General features: G+C 34.8%; 18 protein-coding genes. 11 read left to right on the plus strand and 7 right to left on the minus strand.

All coding sequences use genetic code 11. The features are described from left to right. Positions 1-262: 262 nt before the first annotated feature. The 5 genes from AC23MC_RS09910 (at position 263) to AC23MC_RS09930 (ending at position 5,488) form a co-directional block, all read left to right on the plus strand. The gene (locus tag AC23MC_RS09910; RefSeq protein ID WP_487568200.1) at positions 263-976 is read left to right on the plus strand and encodes an esterase family protein; all 714 of its coding nucleotides are present in this window, start codon (positions 263-265) and stop codon (positions 974-976) included. Positions 977-997: 21 nt separating this feature from the next. Beyond that, on the plus strand, positions 998-1,954 hold the full coding sequence (locus tag AC23MC_RS09915; RefSeq protein ID WP_487568199.1) for an ATP-grasp domain-containing protein: 957 nt from the start codon (positions 998-1,000) through the stop codon (positions 1,952-1,954). 33 nt (positions 1,955-1,987) lie between these two features. Continuing rightward, positions 1,988-3,097: a carboxylate-amine ligase gene (locus AC23MC_RS09920; RefSeq protein ID WP_487568198.1), complete on the plus strand. Its 1,110-nt coding sequence runs from the start codon at positions 1,988-1,990 to the stop codon at positions 3,095-3,097. 298 nt (positions 3,098-3,395) lie between these two features. Next, entirely contained in the window at positions 3,396-4,223 is an 828-nt protein-coding gene (locus AC23MC_RS09925; RefSeq protein WP_487568197.1) for a type 1 glutamine amidotransferase, read from the plus strand. A gap of 74 nt (positions 4,224-4,297) precedes the next feature. Beyond that, the gene (locus AC23MC_RS09930; RefSeq protein WP_487568196.1) at positions 4,298-5,488 is read left to right on the plus strand and encodes a hypothetical protein; all 1,191 of its coding nucleotides are present in this window, start codon (positions 4,298-4,300) and stop codon (positions 5,486-5,488) included. Between the two features lie 97 nt (positions 5,489-5,585). Here AC23MC_RS09930 and AC23MC_RS09935 read toward each other — a convergent pair whose 3' ends face one another. The 4 genes from AC23MC_RS09935 to AC23MC_RS09950 form a co-directional block, all read right to left on the minus strand. Beyond that, positions 5,586-6,125 (minus strand): hypothetical protein, encoded by a 540-nt coding sequence (locus AC23MC_RS09935; RefSeq protein WP_487568195.1) that lies wholly within the window; start codon positions 6,123-6,125, stop codon positions 5,586-5,588. Positions 6,126-6,255: 130 nt separating this feature from the next. After that, complete coding sequence (locus tag AC23MC_RS09940; protein ID WP_487568194.1) at positions 6,256-7,473, minus strand: ATP-grasp domain-containing protein; 1,218 nt, start codon at positions 7,471-7,473, stop codon at positions 6,256-6,258. 3 nt (positions 7,474-7,476) lie between these two features. Further along, entirely contained in the window at positions 7,477-8,886 is a 1,410-nt protein-coding gene (locus AC23MC_RS09945; RefSeq protein ID WP_487568193.1) for a leucyl aminopeptidase family protein, read from the minus strand. Between the two features lie 45 nt (positions 8,887-8,931). Then, entirely contained in the window at positions 8,932-10,071 is a 1,140-nt protein-coding gene (locus tag AC23MC_RS09950) for an alpha/beta hydrolase (RefSeq protein ID WP_487568192.1), read from the minus strand. 216 nt (positions 10,072-10,287) lie between these two features. Here AC23MC_RS09950 and gcvT point away from each other — a divergent pair, with 216 nt between their 5' ends. The 4 genes from gcvT to AC23MC_RS09970 all read left to right on the plus strand — a co-directional run bounded on the left by gcvT (position 10,288) and on the right by AC23MC_RS09970 (position 15,049). After that, complete coding sequence (gene gcvT, locus AC23MC_RS09955) at positions 10,288-11,370, plus strand: glycine cleavage system aminomethyltransferase GcvT (protein WP_487568191.1); 1,083 nt, start codon at positions 10,288-10,290, stop codon at positions 11,368-11,370. 66 nt (positions 11,371-11,436) lie between these two features. After that, entirely contained in the window at positions 11,437-12,147 is a 711-nt protein-coding gene (locus AC23MC_RS09960) for a YebC/PmpR family DNA-binding transcriptional regulator (RefSeq protein ID WP_248433913.1), read from the plus strand. 126 nt (positions 12,148-12,273) lie between these two features. Next, on the plus strand, positions 12,274-14,058 hold the full coding sequence (locus tag AC23MC_RS09965; RefSeq protein ID WP_487568190.1) for an ABC transporter ATP-binding protein: 1,785 nt from the start codon (positions 12,274-12,276) through the stop codon (positions 14,056-14,058). Between the two features lie 49 nt (positions 14,059-14,107). Beyond that, a complete protein-coding gene (locus AC23MC_RS09970) occupies positions 14,108-15,049 on the plus strand; it encodes an alpha/beta fold hydrolase (protein ID WP_487568189.1) in 942 nt (313 codons plus the stop codon). 75 nt (positions 15,050-15,124) lie between these two features. On the opposite strand, the gene capA is transcribed toward AC23MC_RS09970, so the two are convergent. Continuing rightward, positions 15,125-16,165 carry a cysteate synthase gene (gene capA / locus AC23MC_RS09975; RefSeq protein WP_487568188.1) on the minus strand — a complete coding sequence of 347 codons (1,041 nt, stop codon included), beginning with the start codon at positions 16,163-16,165 and terminating at the stop codon, positions 15,125-15,127. 76 nt (positions 16,166-16,241) lie between these two features. Continuing rightward, positions 16,242-18,302, minus strand: coding sequence for a S9 family peptidase (locus AC23MC_RS09980; RefSeq protein ID WP_487570645.1), 2,061 nt, complete (start codon positions 18,300-18,302; stop codon positions 16,242-16,244). A gap of 142 nt (positions 18,303-18,444) precedes the next feature. Here AC23MC_RS09980 and AC23MC_RS09985 point away from each other — a divergent pair, with 142 nt between their 5' ends. Further along, complete coding sequence (locus AC23MC_RS09985) at positions 18,445-18,771, plus strand: YbaB/EbfC family nucleoid-associated protein (protein ID WP_487568186.1); 327 nt, start codon at positions 18,445-18,447, stop codon at positions 18,769-18,771. Positions 18,772-18,947: 176 nt separating this feature from the next. Here AC23MC_RS09985 and AC23MC_RS09990 read toward each other — a convergent pair whose 3' ends face one another. After that, entirely contained in the window at positions 18,948-19,973 is a 1,026-nt protein-coding gene (locus tag AC23MC_RS09990) for a threonine aldolase family protein (protein ID WP_487568185.1), read from the minus strand. 131 nt (positions 19,974-20,104) lie between these two features. On the opposite strand from AC23MC_RS09990, the gene prfB reads away from it, so the two are divergent. Further along, positions 20,105-21,200, plus strand: a protein-coding gene (prfB, locus tag AC23MC_RS09995) for a peptide chain release factor 2 (RefSeq protein WP_112085818.1) whose coding sequence is annotated in 2 segments (ribosomal slippage) — positions 20,105-20,167 and positions 20,169-21,200 — 1,095 coding nt in all. Because the reading frame shifts where the segments join, the coding sequence is not laid out codon by codon here. The last annotated feature ends 55 nt before the right edge of the window (positions 21,201-21,255 follow it).

Genomic DNA, 21,255 nt, shown 5'->3' on the forward strand with positions numbered 1-21,255 from the left:
TAAGATTTTTCATTCTTTAGATTAAAATATTTCATTTTTTAGATTGATTTAGTATGATTTTAAATACATTATTACTTCTTCCAATTAATAAGAATATATTTTTTTTTGCAAATACTTAAATCGAAACCCCAATATCAATACTTTTTTTGAGCTTTTTACACCCTTTTTAAATTGTTAAAGGCTAAATCATAAAAATAATCAAAACTCAATCTTTTGTAGCTTTATATGATATTTTTTCATTATTATTGTTAAAACGAATGATATGAGAGAAGAATACTTCAAATGGCACTCCCCTAACCTTGGCAGAGAAATTCAAATGTTGGTTTTTGGTCACGCCGGTTATCCTGTAATTTTATTCCCAACATCAATGGGAAGTTATCATGAAAATAGAGACCAAGGTTTGATTGCTTCTGCTAAATGGTATATCGAACAAGGGTTAATTCAGATTTTTTGTCCAGATAGTATTGATAAAGACAGCTTTTATAACAAAAAAATTCATCCTACACATCGAATTCAAAACCATGTTTGGTATGATAAGATGATTTGTCATGAAATTGTAGAAAGAGTTAAAAACAATACCTACTCAGGAAAAGTTGCCGTTGCCGGTTGTAGTTTTGGAGGATATCACGCAGCCAATTTTGCATTTCGTCATCCTGGTTACGTTAGCCATATGTTTTCGATGGGAGGAGCTTTTAATATCAAAAGTTTTATGGATGGTTTTCACGACGATAATGTTTTTTATAACAGTCCTGAAGATTATCTCCACGGATTAAATGATCGTGAATTGTGGAATATGGACATTGTTCTCGGGACTTCCAATTGGGATATTTGTTTTGATGCCAATTTAAAACTCAGCCGAGTCCTCGCCCATCGCGATATTCCGCATTGGCTGGATGTGCGTCAAGATCGCGAACACGATTGGCCGGCCTGGAAAGAAATGTTTCCACACTATTTATCAAGAATTAAATTTTTTTAAACAACATAACACTTACCAACCATGAAGAAAATTGGAATTTTATTTGGAATGGAAGACACCTTCCCCCAAGCATTTATTGATCGAGTGAATTCAAAAAACGAAAAAGGCATTGTAGCCGAAGCTGTTTCCATTGATAAAGTCGTGCAAAACAAAGCCACAGAATATGCTGTTATCATCGACCGTATTTCGCAAGATGTGCCGTTTTATAGAGCTTATCTAAAAAATGCAGCTTTAACCGGAACCGCTGTAATCAACAATCCATTTTGGTGGAGTGCGGATGACAAGTTTTTCAACAACTGTTTAGCGGATGTTTTAGGCGTTCCATTGCCAAATACAGTGATCTTGCCTTCTGCTGAACATCCAACCGACACAACCAGCAAATCATTTCGAAATTTAGCCTATCCAATGGATTGGGAAACGATTTTTGATTATGTAAAATTTCCGGCCTATATGAAACCCTACGCCGGCGGTGGTTGGAAAAATGTATATCGACTTGAAAATCGTGATGAATTTTGGGAAGTTCACCGTGAAACCGGACAATTAGTAATGCTTTTGCAAGAAGAAATTGTTTTTGATCAGTATTTCCGTGTCTATTGTTTAGGTGGAAAAGCGGTCAGAATTATGCCATATGAACCAAGAAATCCGCATCATTTGCGTTATGTTGTGGATGGACCTCCGGCTGATAAAAAATTATTAGCAACCGTTAAAGATTATACGTTGCGATTATGTAAAGGTTTAGGATACGATTTTAATACGGTTGAATTTGCCGTTAGAGACGGAATTCCGTATGCCATCGATTTTGGAAATCCTGCTCCAGATGCTGAATTGACTTCCGTTGGAAAAGAAAATTTTGAATGGGTTGTAGAGGAAGCAGCGAATATGGCCATTGAATACGCTAAAAAACACAAATACGGTCAAATGAACTTGACTTGGGGAACTTTTATGAAAGGTTCTGTAAACGACGCCAAACGATTTTAATAAACTCCTTTTAAATAGAATAAAAGAACGACTATGAAGAAAGAATTACCCGTTTTTACACTCGGTGTAGAAGAAGAATACTTGATAATTGACCCGGAAACAAGAGACTTGCGTTCGCACATGTCTAAAATTGTAGATGGAGCTAAAATCATTCTTCAGGAACAAGTGAAAGCCGAAATGCACCAATCTGTGGTAGAAGTTGGTACAAACATCTGTAAAAACGTTAAAGAAGCCAGAGAAGAAATTACTTTTTTACGTAAAAAAATTGTTGAATTAGCCGCCAATCAAGGTTTGGTAGTTGGTGCTGCCGGAACGCATCCGTTTTCCAAATGGCAAGATCAACCGATTACCGATGATCCTCGTTACCACAACATTGTAAACGAATTGCAAGATGCCGCTCGTTCCAATCTGATTTTCGGAATGCATTGCCACGTTGGAATTGAAAGCCGAGAAGTTGGTTTGCAATTGATTAACCAAGCGTGTTATTTCTTACCGCATATTTTTTCGCTTTCAACAAATTCACCTTTTTGGGAAGGAAGAAATACCGGTTACAAATCGTTTAGAACAAAAGTTTTTGATAAATTTCCTCGAACCGGTTTACCGGAATATTTTGATTCAGTTCAATCGTATGACAATTTTTTAGAAACATTAGTAAAAACCAATTGCATCGATAATCCGAAGAAAATTTGGTGGGATTTGCGTTTGCATCCTTTTTATAACACGATTGAATTCCGCATTTGCGATATGAGTTTAACCGTGGATGAAACAATTTGTATTGTGGCTATCATTCAAGCAATAGTAGCAAAACTGTATAAATTGAATACAGCAAACACAAGTTTTAATGTGTATCGATTGGCATTGATAAAAGAAAATAAATTCCGTGCCGCTCGTTATGGAGTGCAAGGAAATATGATTGATTTTGGTTTGCAAAAAGAAGTTCCAACCAAAGATTTAATTCTCGAACTACTTGAATTTATTGATGATGTAGTGGATGAATTGGGAAGTCGTGACGAAATTAATTATGTGCACACCATCCTTCGTGAAGGAACCGGAGCCGCCAAACAATTAGCCATTTTTGAACAAACACAAGATTTAACCAAAGTTGTCGATTTTATCACGAGCGAGTTTACTAAGGGAATTTAGAAGGAAGAAGTTAGAACCATTTTTGTCATTCCGAAAGACGACGAAGTCGAAATAGGAATCTCCCGTCTTGACGGGCAAAAATGTTCGCTCAATCAAATCCATTTAAATCCATTAAGCAAAGCTTCAAAAATAAAATCCGCGAAAATCCATCTAATCCATAAAATCCGTGTTCCATTAAAAAATGTATTTAATAAAAGTAAAATCAAGAATTGTTAATTTCTATTGAATAAACAACAATAAAACCTTATCAGCCAACTAAATCAAAAGCGTTATCTTTGCATCAATAAATTGTTACCAAATGAATTCACAAATAAAAATAGCGATTTTAGATATGTACGACGGCGAACCCAACCAGGGAATGCGTTGTATTTATGATATTATCAATCGCTTTAATCAAATGGTTAGTTTTCAGGTTTTTGATGTTCGTGGAAAAAACGAGCTGCCAGACATCAAAAAATTTGATATTTTCATATCTTCTGGTGGTCCAGGAAATCCGCTGGAAGGCGACGGAGTATGGGACGTGAATTATTTCAACCTTATCGATTCGATTTGGAATTGGAATAACGAAAACGAAATGAAAAAGCACGTTTTATTTATTTGTCATTCGTTTCAAATGGCTTGCAAGCACTTTGGTTTAGCTGAAATTAACAAGCGAAAAGACACATCTTTTGGCGTAATGACTACACATAAAGTGAATGAAGGTCTAACAGATCCGTTGTTTGAGGGGTTAGACAATCCGTTTTATACGATTGACAGCCGTGATTTTCAAGTGATTCAGCCTAAACTGAAAAACATCAAAAAAATGGGTGCTCAAATCATTGCGTTAGAAAAAATCCGTGATCACGTGCAATACGAACGAGCAATTATGGGAATTCGTTTTTCCAATGAATTTGTTGGATTGCAATTTCATCCGGAAGCCGACCCGCTGAGTTTCCTGGCTCATATGAAAAATAAAAGTTTCAAAGAAAAAATCATCAAGATGAAAGGTCGTCCAAAGTTTCTAAAAATGTTAGAAGATTTGGTTGATGAAGAGAAAATCTATCGCACAAACGAAACGATTATTCCAAACTTTCTTCGTATCGCCATCAACGATTTGATGAAACATAAAAAAATACTATCTAACTAAGTTTTATAATTTTAAATTTCAAAAAAGGCACACTAGTAATTTCTTTTGTGTCTTTTTTTTAAAAATGTTTTACAATGAATACAGCTTTCAGAAAACAATTCAAAGAAGAATTCTCAACCGAAAAATACAATCAGTTAATTGATTCAATCACAGCTGATTTTGATTATAAACCGACTTTCAGAATTGGAGAAACGCCTTTTTTCATATCAAATGAATTAAAAGCTCAATTGTTAGAAGGTTGTAATGAAGTGATAGCTTTTATTCAACAAGACAACTTCAAAGAATTAACAAACAGAGCATTAGAATTAAATAGAAAAGTTCCAAACGAAGACAATCACACCACTTTTCTAGCCATCGATTTTGGTATTTGCGAAGAAGATGGAAAAGTTATTTCGAAGCTAATTGAAGTACAAGGATTTCCTTCATTGTTTAATTTTCAGAATCATTTGTCTCAAAAATTTGCTGACCTCTACCCTTTTCTAAATGAATTGACTCCTTATCTAAATGGTTTGGATAACGAATCGTATTTGAAATTAATCGAAGAAGTGATTTGCAATAATTACCCAAAAGAAAATGTAATTCTGTTGGAAATTGAGCCTGAAAAGCAAAACACCAAAATTGATTTTTATTACTGCAAACGCGACATCGGAATTCCGGTAATTTGTGTGACGGAATTAATTCAAAAAGGAAAAAAGCTGTTTTATACCAATGATAAAGGAATTGAAATTGAAGTAAAACGAATCTATAATCGCGTGATTTTTGACGAATTGGATTTGCGAACCGACTTGCAACTCAACTTTGATTTTTCTGCCGATTTAGACGTAGAATGGGCCGGACATCCGAATTGGTTTTTCCGCATCAGTAAATTTATTTTGCCTTATTTAAAAGGAAAATATTTTATTGAAACCACTTTATTAAGCGATTTAAAAGAAATTCCAACCGATTTAGAAAATTATGTACTTAAACCGTTGTTTTCTTTCTCCGGAAGTGGCGTAATCTTTCACGTGAAAAAGGAAGACATCGAAGCTGTAACAGAAAAAGACTTATACATTCTTCAGAAAAAAGTAAACTACCTTCCGATCATTCAATCACCGGATGGCAAAGTAAAAGCCGAAGTCCGGTTATTAGCCGTTTGGAAAAAAGATGCTCCCTCGCCTACTTTAGTCACCAACTTAGTGCGACTAAGCCGTGGCGAAATGATTGGTGTGAAGTTTAATAAAGATAAAGATTGGGTTGGTGGAACCGTTGGGATGTTTGAGAAATAACATTAAATCTTTTAAACATTAAGACATTAATAAACATTAAGACATTAAGATTTAAACCTTAATGAAATCAATCTTAATGTCTTAATGTTTAAAAAACTCAATAATATTTTCTTCTAATCTCTCCAAAACTCATCCCATCATAAATTATTTTCGTCACAATTTCTTTTCGTAAACCCTCCAAATCCTCATATCCCAAATACTTCGCCCAATCATCTTCATTTAAAATTTGTTTAATTGTTTTAATCGTTTTGGCAGTTTCAGAAGCATTTCGTAACGCAGCTTTTCCATCATAAAACGGCATATCTTTATGAAAAAAATCAATTGTTTTCTGTTCAAAATCCACTTGAATAAAGAATAAGTTGGCGGTTTCATCATTGGGGTAAAAATCTGTCCAGCGGGCAAAACCTATTTTGGTGTGTTGGTTTTTATAGTCGGTTAATGGTAACAATCGCCAACGGCAATTGGCGGCTCTTCCCCAATGGTTGGAGATGCGATACACACCTTCCTCGGTAAAAAAATATTCACTTCCTGACTTACTTTTGAAATGCGATTTTTGCAACTCAAAATCCGTTTGAGAAACTTCTTTCCAAAGGCAGAAAGTATGTTTATGAAAATTATATGAATTATATTTTTTCATTTTGTAAGTTGCCACGAATTACACGAATTTTCACTAATTTTAAAAAAATACAATTCTCATAATTCGTGAAATTAGTGTAATTCGTGGCTAGAAAAGCAATAAATTAAGTACAATTTGTAGCTAAAAATAATTAATGTAATTTTTTAACCGCCTGTTGTTCTGCAACTGTAGCAAAGTCTCGCACCAATCGCTCCGCATAATCATCTAATAATTCACGAACTCGCTCGTGTTTGTCGCATTTTACAATCAATCCCGCGTGGTATTCCAACGGCACACGGAAACATACTTCGCTATCATTAAATCCACTCAAATCAGGCTGTTCAAATTTGGATAACGTCAGAACAATTCCGGCGAATTGTTTCTTTTGCGAAGGAACTTTGTATTCTTTTCCTCTCACTAAAGCATCTTCAATTTTTGCCCATTCTCCCCACAAATTAATGTCGGAAGCGGCTTCCACCATCTCAGCCAAATGAGCTCCACCCACTCGCGAAGAAGTTTCTAAAAAGTAAATTTTTCCATCTTCATTACATTTGATAAACTCGGTGTGCGTAGCTCCGTGCTTCATACCAAACGCTTTCATCACTTGCTCATTCACTTTTTTGATGGCTTTGTCATCGGCAGAATTATATGGAATATTGGCACTTCTAAAAATACCGCCACCTTGCGAAATCTCCATCGGTGTAGCCAAATATTGCGATGTTAAACTGAATAAAACTTTACTGTTAAAATTCAATCCATCACAATGATAGACAGCTCCGGGTTTAAATTGTTCCACTAAATATTTAATGCGATTTCCGCCTAATTCGTGTATTTTTTCCCATAATTCTTCTTTCGAATGCACTTTCATAATTCCGTTTGCTGAAGCTTCCGAACGCGGTTTTAAAACCCAAGGCGGCGAAACAGTTTCTGCAAAATGATTGATGTATTCATCATTAAACAACGCACTAAAAGGCGGAACCGGAACACCCTCAGCGTGAGCTTTTACTCGCATAGCCAATTTGTCACGGAAATACCTTCCGGTGGTTTGCCCCATTCCGTCCACACGCAAGTTTTCACGTAAATAGGTTGCTTTTTCTACATCAAAATCGTCTAAAGCTACAATAGCATCCACTTTTTCAGTTCGCATTAATCCGGCAACACCTTGCAAAAGCATATCCAAATCCCAATCAATATCTTGGCCCGGCATATAAAAAATTTCATCAATCGAATCAAAAGCCCACGGTTTGTCACGAAGTTTTTCGGAAGTGATCAGAAAAACTTTGTTTCCTAATTTCTTCAAATTAATTAAAAAATCATTTCCTTTAAAATAATTGGAAATACAGATGAAGGTTTTGGTATTATTTTCCATAAACTATTGGTTTTCAATAAAATTAGTAATTAAATGCACGCCAAAAGCTGTTGCGTGTTTGGTTTTGGCAAATTCATCATCCACGAAAGTGACACCGGCAATGTCAAGATGTGCCCAAGAGGTATGATTTTCGGTAAAAAATTCTAAAAACTTGGCAGCAGAAATCGCTCCCGCCACCGGTTTTCCGGAGTAATTTTTCACATCAGCAATTTCACTTTCAATATCCGATTTATAAGCATCCCATAATGGCAATGGCCACAAACGCTCCCCTATTCCATCTCCGGCAAGCTGTAATTGTTTGACTAACAATTCATTATTTGTAAATAATGCTCCACACTCATTTCCAAAAGTGGCAACGCTACTTCCTGTTAAAGTAGCTAAATCAATCACCGTTTCAGGATTGAAATTTTTGATTAAATAGGATAAACCATCGGCTAAAATCAATCTTCCTTCGGCATCGGTATCAATAATTTCGATGGAATGACCGCTGTAACTTCCAATCACATCACTAGGCAAAAACGAATTGGCATCCACCGAATTTTCACAAGCAGGGACAATCGCCGTTACTCGATAAGGAAGTTGTAAATCAGCAATCAATTGCATTGCTCCTAAAACCGCTGCACCACCAGCCATATCGCACTTCATATGAACCATTCCTGCCGTTTTGATGTTGAGTCCGCCTGTGTCAAACGTGATTCCTTTCCCAACCAAACCGATGTGTTTTTTAGCATTTTCGGGTTGATAATCCATCACGATAAATTGCGATTCATTCGCACTTCCTTTTCCTACGGAAACAAAAGCATCTAATCCTACATCTTTTGACTTTTGCTGACTGAAAACTTCGACTGAAAATCCGAATTTCTTTCCCGCATCCATCGCCCAATCGGCTAAATGTTTTGGAGTAATTTTATTGGGAGGTAAATCTACTAAATGATAGGTTTCCAATTGAGCATTGGCGATTTTTAAACCTTTATCAATGGCATTTTTGACATCTGAATAAGAATTAATTTCTAAAATAAAATCTTCTAATTCCAACGGATGCTGCTTTTTATCCTTTTTGTAATGCCCTAATTGATACGTTCCCAGCCATAAACCGGAAATAATCGCTTCTATATTATCTGTGGATAAATCGCCGGAAAGAAACAATTTGGCTTCTTCTTTAAAATAAGATTTTTGTTTCGCAGAAATTCTTCTGAATGTCGTTTTAATTGATCTATAATCCGGATCCTTTCCCAAACCAATGAATAAAAAGATATTTTCATCCTTTTCATAAAAATAAAGACTGTCTTTTTTTCCTGAAAAAATAGTTTTCGATAAATGAATTTCATCAAAAATAATCGCCTCTTCTGTTTCCAAAAGCGGAATTAAATTTAATTTTTTATGAGATTGATTGTTTGTATAATGGATTTTCATTGTAAATTTTATTGATTTTTGACATTCTAATTGTCATTGATATTGTTACTCTTCTTTCGTACTAAAAAACAACCATTCAATTGCTTTCGGAAATTCATCACTCCAATACACTTCGTTGTGTTTTCCTTGTTCGTTAATGCTCAATCGCACTTTCATTTTATCATTCAATGCATCTTTTTTGAGTAATCGCTTTTTGAAATTCTTCACGTGGTCAATCATCGTGGCACTTTCATCACCGCCGGCGTACAAGTAAATTCGGGTATCTTGCGGTTCATCCATATCCAAAAAAGACAATTTTATTTTTGGAACAACCCAAAGTGATGGCGAAAAAATCATCAATTTACCAAAGACTTCGGGATACATAATTCCACTAAAAATACTTACTAATCCACCCATCGAACTTCCACCAATTCCTGTAAACTCACGTTCCGGTTTGGTTCTAAAATTTTCATCAATAAATGGTTTTAAAGTATCGGTTAAAAATCGAATGTACTTTTTACCTTGACCCGTTCCGAGAACCGTATTACCAACATTGTATTCTAATATTCGTTCGTTATCAGCGTGTTCTATGGCAATTACGATTATTTTACCAATATTATATTCCGCCATTACAGCGAGTTTTTTATCAATTTCCCAATTACCGTATTGAGCTTTTTCATTAAATAGATTCTGAGCATCTTGCAAATACATTACCGGATAATGTTCTGTAGAAGTCTCATAATCATAAGGCAATAAAGCCCAAACTTTACGTTTTTTATTCAGTTGTGGAATTTCAAATTCTTCGGAAACTAAATGAACTTTGGGTAAAAAATTGGGTTTAAAAGGCAACCAATTTTTACGCCATTTGGCAACATGCTCCTTTTTTACGCCATTGTGTTGTTTGCACGAACGGTTTTCGGTTCTGTTACCGTATTTATCAATTTCAACTTCACTCCAATCACCTCTCGTAAATTTGTATAACAATTCGTCGGGATAAACAAAATCGGTGGAAAATTTATAGTGATAGAGTCCCTTTCCAACTTTCTCCATTTGAAAATTCTTGTCTTGTGTAATCCAATTGTTAAAATTTCCGGAGATATACACAGGTCGGTCATCATCTTCATCGGTGGTTAAAAGCAAATTGAGTTGGGGTTCAATAATTTCTTTTTCAAGCTGTTGTGGTAGTATATTTTCTGCTGGCTTCATGCAATCAATTTAATCGTAATCTTAATTATATATAAAAAGTAAATATAGGTTTTTGGATTGTGATTAAAAATATTTTTTAACAGAATTTCGAAAAATGCAAGAATATTGAGTAATAGAATCAAATAGTAACAATTAAATAAATTTGAGCATTAATTTCATTCAAAAATCGTATTATTTTTAATAAATTAGCCACTTCAATTTTCACACAACAAACTAATGAAAAATACTGCATTAACGCACATTCACGAAAGTCTAGGAGCTAAATTAGTACCATTTGCCGGATATAACATGCCGGTTCAATATGAAGGAGTAACCGTTGAACACGAAACCGTGCGTAATGGCGTAGGTGTTTTTGACGTATCACACATGGGTGAGTTTTTGTTAACCGGTCCGAATGCTTTGGCTTTGATTCAAAAAGTTACTTCCAACGATGCATCTACCTTAACTATCGGTAGAGCTCAATACTCTTGTTTACCTAATAATCAAGGTGGTATAGTGGATGATTTAATTGTTTACAAAATAAAAGAAGAGCAGTATTTATTGGTTGTAAATGCTTCTAATATTGAAAAAGATTGGAATTGGATTTCCTCGCACAATGACTTAGGTGTGGAAATGAAAGATTTTTCAGAAGATTATTCTTTATTGGCAATTCAAGGTCCAAAAGCGGTGGATGCAATGCAATCATTGACATCAATCAATTTATCTGAAATTAAATATTATCATTTTGAAGTAGCAGATTTTGCAGGAATTGAAAACGTAATCATCTCAGCAACAGGTTATACCGGTTCAGGTGGATTTGAAATCTATTGTAAAAATTCAGAAGTAGAACAAATTTGGAACAAAGTTTTTGAAGCCGGAGCATCTTTCGGAATTAAACCAATAGGCTTAGCTGCCAGAGATACATTACGTTTAGAAATGGGCTTTTGTTTGTATGGAAACGACATCAACGACACTACTTCGCCATTAGAAGTGGGTTTGGGGTGGATTACCAAATTCACAAAAGAATTCACCAATTCTGAAAACTTGAAAAAGCAAAAAGAAGAAGGTGTAACCAAAAAATTAGTTGGATTTGAATTATTAGAAAGAGGAATTCCACGTCACGACTACGAAATTGTGGATGCTGACGGAAATAACATCGGAATCGTAACTTCCGGAACAATGGCTCCTACTGTTGGAAAAGGAATCGGAATGGGATATGTGAAAACTGAATTTTCAGCAGTTGATTCTGAAATCTACATTCGAATCAGAAATAATAAAGTAAAAGCGAAGGTTGTAAAAATGCCATTTTACAAGAAATAAAACATTTTGAAATAACGGTTTAAGTATTATTTTTGCACAACAAACAGAATATTGAAATAAATAGAAATGGGAAGAGCATTTGAATTTAGAAAAGCACGAAAAATGAAACGTTGGTCAGCAATGGCCAAAACGTTCACCAGAATAGGAAAAGACATTGTAATGGCTGTGAAAGAAGGTGGTCCGAATGCGGAAACCAACTCTCGTTTGCGTGCCGTTATTCAGAATGCCAAGGCTGCCAATATGCCAAAAGACAATGTTGAAAGAGCAATTAAAAAAGCGTCAGACAAAGACACAGCCAACTTTAAAGAGGTTTTGTTTGAAGGGTATGCTCCACACGGAATTGCCATTCTGATTGAAACAGCCACAGACAATAATAATAGAACAGTAGCAAACATTCGAAGTTACTTCAACAAATGCAATGGAACTATGGGAACGCAAGGTTCGGTTGAATTTATGTTTGATCATACGTGTAATTTCAGAATTCCTGCTGAAGGTCAAAATGTAGAAGATTTAGAATTAGAAATGATTGATTTTGGTGTAGAAGAAATTTTTGCGGACGAAGACGGAATTCTAATGTATGCTCCATTTGAAAGTTTTGGTGCCATTCAAAAAGAATTGGAAAACAGAAACATAGAAATTTTATCATCTGGTTTTGAAAGAATTCCGCAAATTACCAAAGAAGTCACTGCAGAACAAATGGCTGATGTTGAAAAATTATTAGAAAAAATTGAAGAAGATGATGATGTGATGAATGTGTATCACACGATGCAGGAATAGTTCCTTTTTCACTTACAGATTAATTTAAAACTCTCTTTTTAGAGAGTTTTTTAGTTTTAATAACGATTTAAAATTATAGATTGTTCAACTATTATCAAATTATAAATTACTTACTTTACAAAAAAAATGGCTAGATTTAAAGAAAATGATTTGCCTAAAGCAAAAATAAGTGCCTCTTCGCTTAGTAAAGCCTTACTCATATTCAAATATGCCGATACGCATCGATGGAAATTTTTAATCGGATTAATTTTTCTTTTGTTAACAGGTGGAACAGCATTGGCTTTTCCAAAATTAATGGGAATGCTAGTTGATTGTGTCAAAGACAAAGATTTAGATGCCGCAAACAATGTGGCTTTAGGATTAATTGCTATTCTATTTCTACAGTCCTTTTTCTCGTTTTTTAGAGTGTATTTATTTGTGAATTTCACCGAAAATACATTAGCTAATCTTCGTTTGGCTCTATATACCAATTTGATAAAATTACCCATGACATTCTTTTCTCAAAAACGAGTGGGCGAATTAAATAGCCGAATTAGTTCAGACATCAATCAAATCCAGGATACACTTACAACTACTATAGCAGAATTTTTAAGACAATTCATCTTAATTATTGGTGGAGTAATCTTGCTAGCCAGCGAAAGCATAAAATTAACTTTAATGATGTTGGCAGTGGTTCCGCTAGTGGCTGTAGCAGCAGTTATTTTTGGACGTTTTATTCGAAAATATTCAAAAAAAGTGCAGGATTCCGTAGCCGAAAGTCAAGTTATTGTAGAAGAAACATTGCAAGGAATAAGCAACGTTAAAGCGTTTGCCAACGAATGGTATGAAATTGCACGCTACCGTGGAAAAATAAGCGAAATTGTTTCCATAGCAATCAAAGGCGGACAATATAGAGGTTATTTTGCTTCTTTCATTATTTTCTGTTTGTTTGGTGCTATTGTAGCTGTGGTTTGGTATGGAGTTACTTTAAGTATAAATGGAGAAATGACTGTTGGTCAATTAATTACATTTGTGTTGTATTCCACTTTTGTTGGAGCTTCTTTTGGAGGAATTGCCGAATTGTATGCTCAAATTCAAAAGGCGGTTGGAGCTACTGAACGTGTTTTTGAACTGTTGAATGAACAACCGGAAAACATCAATGGCAACCAACCGAAACTAACAGAAAAAATTCAAGGCAATGTAACCTTCAAAAATGTAGGATTCAGTTATCCGTCACGAAAAGAAATTGAAGTACTCAAAGGGGTAAGTTTTTCTGTGAAATTTGGTCAAAAAATTGCATTAGTTGGTCCAAGTGGTGCAGGAAAATCAACAATTTCTGCTTTGTTACTTCGTTTTTATGATTTGAATTCAGGTGAAATTATCATCGATAATAAAAGTATTTACGACTACGATCTAGAACAATTACGCGGTAATATGAGTATTGTGCCGCAAGATGTTATCTTATTTGGTGGTAGCATCAAAGAAAACATTGCTTATGGTAAACCGGATGCTTCTTTTGAAGAAATTCAAATGGTGGCAAAACAAGCGAATGCCTTAGAATTTATTAATGGTTTTCCTGAACAATTTGAAACATTGGTGGGAGAACGTGGCATTAAATTATCTGGTGGACAGCGGCAACGTATTGCAATTGCTAGAGCTTTATTAAAAAACCCAAGTATATTGATATTGGATGAAGCTACTTCTTCATTAGATAGTGAAAGTGAAAAACTCGTTCAGGAAGCCTTAGAAACTTTAATGAAAGGAAGAACCAGCATAATCATCGCTCATCGATTAGCCACTATTAGAAGTGCTGATAATATCTTAGTATTGAATAATGGAATTATTTCTGAACAAGGAACACACAAAGAACTCTTAGAAATTGAAAGTGGAATTTATAAAAATTTAAGCAACCTTCAGTTTTCGGAATATTAATTGCAATAGAATTTAAAATTACTAAATTTACTATAAACAAATTTTTAAAATGAAAAAAATTATAATTCTTTTTGTTTTATCGCTCTTTTTAAAGGGTTGTAATACTACAAAAGATACTAAAATTGACGATTATGTTTTTAAACGAAAACAAGAGAAATCAAAATATATTAAGGCCTATAATGAGACATTAAAGCTTTGGAAAATTCCTTTTCAAGAAGAAAATATAAAAACGAGTTATGGAACAGCTCATGTCATTATTACTGGACCAAAAAATGCAGAACCATTGATTTTATTACACGGAATGGATGCTAGCTCAACTATGTGGTATCCGAACATCAAAGCATTATCTAAAAATCATCGCGTGTATGCCATCGATTTTTTAATGGAACCCGGAAAATCTGTTTCATGTGGAGAAACCATTTCAAAAGAAGAAACCATCGCTTGGTATAATGAAATTTTTAAACATTATAATTTAAAAAAAATCAAAATAGTAGGTGCTTCTCGCGGAGGTTGGTTGGCAACTTTATTAGCTACCCAAGAAAACAGCACTATCAGCAAAATGGTTTTGTTGAGTCCGGCACAGACGTTGGAAAATTTAGATAAAATGCATAAAGCTTCTTCTGCTTTAATGTTTAAACTTTTTCCAAACAAGAAAAAATTAGAAAACACATTGAATGCTTTTGCTTTTTATCCTGAAAAAATTCATCCAATTTATAAAAATCAGTTTTTTTTAGCCAATAAATTTGCAAAAACAAACATGAGTTTTATACAAATGCAACCGTTTTCTAAAGAAGAAATTGAAAAGATTACGATTCCTGTTTTAATTATGATTGGAGATAATGATATAGTAAATTCTCAAAAAAGTTTAGAAAAGGGCAATGAACTTCTTCCAAAAGGCGAAATGGTTACTATTGAAAATGCAGGTCATTTTTTAACTATCGATCAGCCTGAAGTTGTGAATCAAAAAATAATAGATTTTTTAGAAAAATAATTTTTGGTTGAATGGAATATAATAAAAAACTCCAAGTTAAAAGCTTGGAGTTTTCTATATTCTCTAAATTCTATGTTACTTAATAAATTCTATTTTCTGAACTTCTTCCAAATTAACACTATCAAAAAATCCTTGTTCATTCATCCAATCATCGCTAAACACTTTACTCATATAACGTGAGCCGTGATCTGGAAATATTGCAATAACGTTGGAATTAGCATCAAATTCGCCTTCTTCGGCAAATTGTCTGATGGCTTGCACAACTGCTCCGGAAGTGTAACCAACAAATAAACCTTCTTTAACGGCAATTTCTCTTGTTGTATGTGCACTTTCCTCATCGGTAACTTTGATAAATTTATCAATAATATCAAAATCTGTTGCAGTAGGAATTAAGTTTTTACCCAAACCTTCAATTCGGTAAGGATAAATTTCTTCGTTATCAAATTCTTTGGTTTCATGGTATTTTTTCAACACTGAACCATACGCATCAACTCCTAAAATTCTGATATTTGGATTTTTTTCTTTCAAAAACTTTGCAGCACCGGATAATGTTCCACCAGTTCCGCTGCAAGCAATCAAGTGAGTAATTTGTCCGTTGGTTTGTTCCCAAATTTCAGGACCTGTAGATTTATAGTGAGCATCAACATTTAATTGATTAAAATATTGATTGATATAAATTGAACCTTTGGTTTCTTCATGCAAACGTTTGGCTACGTTATAGTAAGAACGTTCATCATCTGCAGAAACGTGAGCAGGACAAACATATACCTTTGCTCCCATGCTACGTAGCATGTCAATTTTATCTCTAGATGATTTTGAACTTACTGCTAAAATACAGTTGTATCCTTTGATGATGCTTACCATCGCCAAACTAAAACCGGTGTTACCAGAAGTAGTTTCTATGATGGTATCACCAGGAGAGAGTAATCCTTGCCTTTCAGCTTCTTCAATAATATAAAGAGCAATTCTGTCTTTTGTAGAATGACCAGGGTTGAATGATTCAACCTTTGCGTAAAAATTACCTTCTAAATTCTCTGTAATCCTATTGAGTTTAATTAACGGTGTATTCCCAATTAAATCCAATACACTATTATAAGCTTTTATCTGTTCTTTCATAAAAAATATGTTAGTCAAGGCAAACTTCTCTTGTTTTTGGAAACCTTAAAACCTTGCAAATTTATAAAAAAAATTTTTACTTTTCAATTCCTTCTAAATCTAAAAGAAAACTAAACTCTTTTGCCAGCTCTTTTAACGCTTCAAATCTTCCTGAAGCCCCACCATGACCCGCATCCATGTTTGTGTCTAAAAATAATAAATTTTTATCTGTTTTTATTGTTCGTAATTTGGCTACCCACTTGGCCGGTTCCCAATATTGCACCTGAGAATCATGTAACCCGGTGGTAACCAACATATTCGGATAATCTTGTGCTTTTAAATTGTCATAAGGCGAATAGGACTTCATATAATCATAATATTCCTTGTCATTCGGATTTCCCCACTCATCATATTCTCCGGTAGTCAACGGAATTGTTTCATCTAACATTGTTGTAACCACATCTACAAAAGGAACACCTGCTAAAACACCATTATACAATTCAGGAGCCATATTCACAACCGCACCCATTAATAAACCTCCGGCAGAACCGCCTTGAGCATATAATTTTTTAGGATTCGTATATTTTTGGTCAATTAAATACTTAGAACAATCAATAAAATCGGTAAACGTATTTTTCTTCTTCAATAATTTTCCGTCTTCATACCATTGACGACCCATGTCCTCGCCCCCACGGATGTGAGCAATCGCATAAATAAAACCTCTATCTAATAAACTTAAAATTGTTGAATCAAAATTAGGTTCCATCGAATGTCCATACGAACCATAAGCATATTGCAACAACGGATTATTTCCGTCTTTTTTTACTTCTTTGCGATAAACTAACGAAATCGGAACTTTTGTGCCATCCGTCGCCGTAGCCCAAACGCGTTCTTCTTTGTAATTGTTTTTATCAAACTTTCCACCCAAAACAGCTTGTTCTTTCATCACCTGCTTGGTTTTGGTTCTCATATTAAAATCAATTACTGATGAAGGAGTAGCCAACGATTGATAACCATAACGCAGGATTTCTGTATCAAAATCAACATTCGTTCCTACATAAGCCGAATACGTTTCAATTTCAAACGGCAAATAATACTCACCACTTCCATCCCAGGGCATGACGCGAATTTTATTCAAACCATTCGAACGCTCTTCTACAACCAAATAATTTTTAAAAATCTCAATTCCTTCAATCAATACAGCGTCATTGTGCGGAATAACGTCTACCCAATTTTCTTTGGTAGTAGCGTTGTCCGGAGTTTTCATTACTTTAAAATTGGTTGCCTTATCTTTATTGGTTACAATGTAAAAATGATCATTAAAATGGGCTATATCATATTCTAAACCTCTTGTTCTGGGTTGAAAAACTTTGAATTTATCAGATGGTTTATTTGCATCCAAAATCTGAAACTCCGACGTTAAAGTACTACTACTGTTAATAACCAAGAATTTTTTAGATTTTGTCTTAGCAATGTAAATAGTGAACGTTTCATCTTTTTCATGAAAAATCAACTCATCATTTTTTGCATCGCCACCCAAAACGTGTTTATGAATTTTATCCGAACGTAAAGTTACCTTATCTTTCGTAGTATAAAACAAAGTCTTATTGTCGTTGGCCCAAACGGCTGCACCGGAAACATTTTCAACCTTATCTGCCAAAATTTCTCCGGTTTCTAAGTTTTTAACTTGAAGAGTATAAATTCTTCTTCCTACTAAATCTGTAGAAAATGAAGCTAATTTGTTATCTTCACTTATATTTAATCCTCCCAAATTGAAATATGAATGCCCTTTTGCCATTTCATTGCAATTAAACAAAATTTCTTCTTTAGCAGTTAAACTTCCTTTTTTTCGTGAAAAAATTGGATATTCTTTACCTTTCTCAAAACGAGTAATATAATAGTAACCGTTGTATAAATAAGGAACCGATTCATCATCTTCCTTAATTCGCGACTTCATTTCCTCAAACAAATCTTTTTGCAGAGTTTGTGTATGAGCAGTCATCTTTTGATAATATTCATTCTCATCTTTCAGATACTGAATCACTTCCGGATTTTCCCGATCGTTCAACCAATAATACGGATCTACTCGTTTATCTCCATGTTTTTCAAGAACTGTATCTTTTTTTGCAGCAATTGGCGGCACTATATTTTCTGACATATTAGCTTCTTTTTTTTGACAAGAAGTTGCAAAAATAACACAAACTAAACTTAACGATAACCATTTATTCATAAAAAATTTATTTACTCAAAACTATGCAATTTACTACATTTGTAGTTCTAAAACTATAAAAATTATCAACATGTTTGGAGACCTAATGGGAATGATGGGAAAACTTAAAGAAACCCAACAAAAAATCGAAGAAACCAAAAAACGTTTAGACCACGTTTTAATAGATGAACAAAGCAATGACGGGCTTTTAAAGGTAACTTTAACCGCAAATCGCACGATAAAATCAATCGACGTTCACCCAACTTTGCTCGAAGACAAAGAGCAATTAGAAGATTATTTGATTTTGGTTATGAACAAAGCCATCCAAAAAGCAACCAACGTAAACGAAACAGAACTCGCTGCAGTCGCCAAAGACGGCATGCCAAACATCCCGGGAATGGATATGTTCAACAGATAACGGATAACAGACAACTTTTTTAGTAGCGAATGGCTAGGGCTTTTTCAGCAATCCATTTTCCCGCTTTCCGTTCCAATATCTTTGGCAAAGTTAAAAACTTTGCCAAAGATGATTTCCACTGCAATCGGGGCTAAAAAGTAAACCATAAAAAATCGCTTTTCAAAATTGAATTTCTACTAAAAAACCATTTTCTCTAAAGCTTCCAACACATACGTATGCATCACTTCCTTATAATCCAAATGCGTCACCATTCGCAATTTTCCTTTACCTAACGAACTAATGGCAATATTTCGTTGCTTCAATTTTTCAATCACAACCGCATCTTGAATCGTTGGTTTCACCGAAAAAATTACAATATTCGTTTCTACTTCTTCCACAGATTGTACCCAATTTGTTTTCAAAAGGGCTTTGCCTAATTCTTTTGCTCGTCTATGGTCTTCTGTTAATCGTTCTATATTGTTCTCCAAAGCATAAATTGCTGCAGCAGCTAAATAGCCGGCTTGTCGCATACCACCTCCAAAAATCTTTCTAATTCGCATTACTTTTTGATAATCCTTTTCACTCATCAACAAAACCGAACCAATTGGTGCTCCCATTCCTTTAGAAAAGCAAACCGAAACAGTGTCAAACAGTTGTCCATATTCTAACGGATCTTGGTTTTTGGCAACCAAAGCATTCCACAAACGAGCACCATCCAAATGATATTTTAAACCATGTTTATCACACACTTTTTTAATTTCTACCAAATCCTGCATTTCATAACACGCTCCACCACCTTTGTTTGTTGTATTTTCCAACGAAACCAATGTCGTTAACGGACTATGATAAAAATCCGGCGGATTAATCGCTTCTTCAACTTGCTCCGCTGTAATCATCCCACGATTTCCTTCCAACAATCGGCACGAAACACCGCTGTTGAACGAAACTCCTCCTCCTTCATAATTAAAAATATGAGCATATTTATCGGCAATCAATTGCTCACCCGGCTGCGTGTGTAATTTTATCGCAGCTTGATTCGCCATCGTTCCACTCGGAAAAAACAAAGCCTTTTCCATTCCAAAAAATGCTGCCGTATAAGCCTCTAATTCATTCACTGTTGGATCTTGCTTAAAAACGTCATCGCCCACTTTTGCATTAAACATAGCACTTAACATTTCAGGGCTTGGCTTGGTAACTGTATCGCTTACTAAATTTATTTCCATTTAATTTTAAATTTTTTATTTCATTCAAGTAGGGAAAGGTCGTGACCTGTCCCTACGCAATTATTAATTTTCACCATTAGGACAAATCACAACTTGTTCCTACATTTGCAAAAAACAAAACTACAATAATTATGACAAATACCGAACAAATAAAAGGTATTGTAGAGCGTCTTGGTGCGTTGAGGAGGTATCTTTGACATCGATAAAAAATTAATCGAGATCACCAACGAAGAAGAAAAAACGTTCGATCCAAACTTTTGGAACAATCCCAAAGAAGCAGAAATAGTAGTCCGTGACCTTCGATCCAAGAAAAAATGGGTAGAAGATTACCAAAAAGGATTAGCCTTAGTCGAAGAACTTCAAATGGTTTTTGAATTCTTCAAAGATGGCGATGCTACCGAAGAGGAAGTAGATGCTATTTACGAACAAACCAACACCTTAGTCGAAAACCTGGAATTCAAAAATATGCTTTCAGACGAAGGCGATAATTTGAGTGCCGTGTTGCAAATTACTGCCGGAGCGGGTGGTACAGAAAGTTGCGATTGGGCTTCGATGCTTATGCGTATGTATTTGATGTGGGCCGAAAAAGAAGGCTACAAAATCAAAGAACTCAACTTTCAGGAAGGCGATGTAGCCGGAATAAAAACTGTTACCTTAGAAATTGAAGGCGAATATGCTTTTGGTTACCTAAAAGGTGAAAATGGCGTACACCGTTTAGTGCGAATTTCTCCGTTTGATAGCAATGCCAAACGTCATACATCCTTTGCTTCTGTCTATGTTTATCCATTGGTGGATGATACAATCGAAATCGAAATCAATCCTGCAGATCTAGAAATCATAACTTCAAGATCAAGTGGTGCCGGTGGTCAAAATGTGAACAAAGTAGAAACAAAAGTGCAGTTGTTTCACAAACCAACCGGAATTCAAATTCAGTGTTCAGAAACGCGTTCTCAGCAAGACAATCGTCAACGAGCAATGCAAATGTTACGTTCGCAATTGTATGAAATTGAACTCAAAAAACAAATGGCTCAACGAGCCGACATCGAAGCCGGAAAAATGAAAATCGAATGGGGTTCGCAAATCAGAAATTATGTGATGCATCCCTATAAATTAGTCAAAGACGTTCGTTCCGGACACGAATCCAGCGACGTAGAAGGCGTGATGAATGGCAACATCGATGCTTTCCTAAAAGCCTATTTGATGATGATGGGACAAAAGGAGGAATAGTTTAAAGGTTTAAAAGTTTAAAGGTTTAAAAGGTTAAAAGGTTAAAAGGGTTTGA

The sequence above is a fragment of the Flavobacterium sp. T50_26 genome (genome assembly GCF_057652995.1).

What these genes read in the sequence shown, in the direction of transcription:
- gcvT (WP_487568191.1), top strand. Translation starts at nt 10,288, where the DNA reads ATGAAAAATACTGCATTAACGCACATTCACGAAAGTCTAGGAGCTAAA.
- capA (WP_487568188.1), bottom strand. Translation starts at nt 16,165, where the DNA reads ATGAAAGAACAGATAAAAGCTTATAATAGTGTATTGGATTTAATTGGG.
- AC23MC_RS09950 (WP_487568192.1), bottom strand. Translation starts at nt 10,071, where the DNA reads ATGAAGCCAGCAGAAAATATACTACCACAACAGCTTGAAAAAGAAATT.
- AC23MC_RS09915 (WP_487568199.1), top strand. Translation starts at nt 998, where the DNA reads ATGAAGAAAATTGGAATTTTATTTGGAATGGAAGACACCTTCCCCCAA.
- AC23MC_RS09965 (WP_487568190.1), top strand. Translation starts at nt 12,274, where the DNA reads ATGGCTAGATTTAAAGAAAATGATTTGCCTAAAGCAAAAATAAGTGCC.
- AC23MC_RS09910 (WP_487568200.1), top strand. Translation starts at nt 263, where the DNA reads ATGAGAGAAGAATACTTCAAATGGCACTCCCCTAACCTTGGCAGAGAA.
- AC23MC_RS09970 (WP_487568189.1), top strand. Translation starts at nt 14,108, where the DNA reads ATGAAAAAAATTATAATTCTTTTTGTTTTATCGCTCTTTTTAAAGGGT.
- AC23MC_RS09945 (WP_487568193.1), bottom strand. Translation starts at nt 8,886, where the DNA reads ATGAAAATCCATTATACAAACAATCAATCTCATAAAAAATTAAATTTA.
- AC23MC_RS09920 (WP_487568198.1), top strand. Translation starts at nt 1,988, where the DNA reads ATGAAGAAAGAATTACCCGTTTTTACACTCGGTGTAGAAGAAGAATAC.
- AC23MC_RS09935 (WP_487568195.1), bottom strand. Translation starts at nt 6,125, where the DNA reads ATGAAAAAATATAATTCATATAATTTTCATAAACATACTTTCTGCCTT.
- AC23MC_RS09925 (WP_487568197.1), top strand. Translation starts at nt 3,396, where the DNA reads ATGAATTCACAAATAAAAATAGCGATTTTAGATATGTACGACGGCGAA.
- AC23MC_RS09990 (WP_487568185.1), bottom strand. Translation starts at nt 19,973, where the DNA reads ATGGAAATAAATTTAGTAAGCGATACAGTTACCAAGCCAAGCCCTGAA.
- AC23MC_RS09980 (WP_487570645.1), bottom strand. Translation starts at nt 18,302, where the DNA reads ATGTCAGAAAATATAGTGCCGCCAATTGCTGCAAAAAAAGATACAGTT.
- AC23MC_RS09985 (WP_487568186.1), top strand. Translation starts at nt 18,445, where the DNA reads ATGTTTGGAGACCTAATGGGAATGATGGGAAAACTTAAAGAAACCCAA.
- AC23MC_RS09930 (WP_487568196.1), top strand. Translation starts at nt 4,298, where the DNA reads ATGAATACAGCTTTCAGAAAACAATTCAAAGAAGAATTCTCAACCGAA.
- AC23MC_RS09940 (WP_487568194.1), bottom strand. Translation starts at nt 7,473, where the DNA reads ATGGAAAATAATACCAAAACCTTCATCTGTATTTCCAATTATTTTAAA.
- AC23MC_RS09960 (WP_248433913.1), top strand. Translation starts at nt 11,437, where the DNA reads ATGGGAAGAGCATTTGAATTTAGAAAAGCACGAAAAATGAAACGTTGG.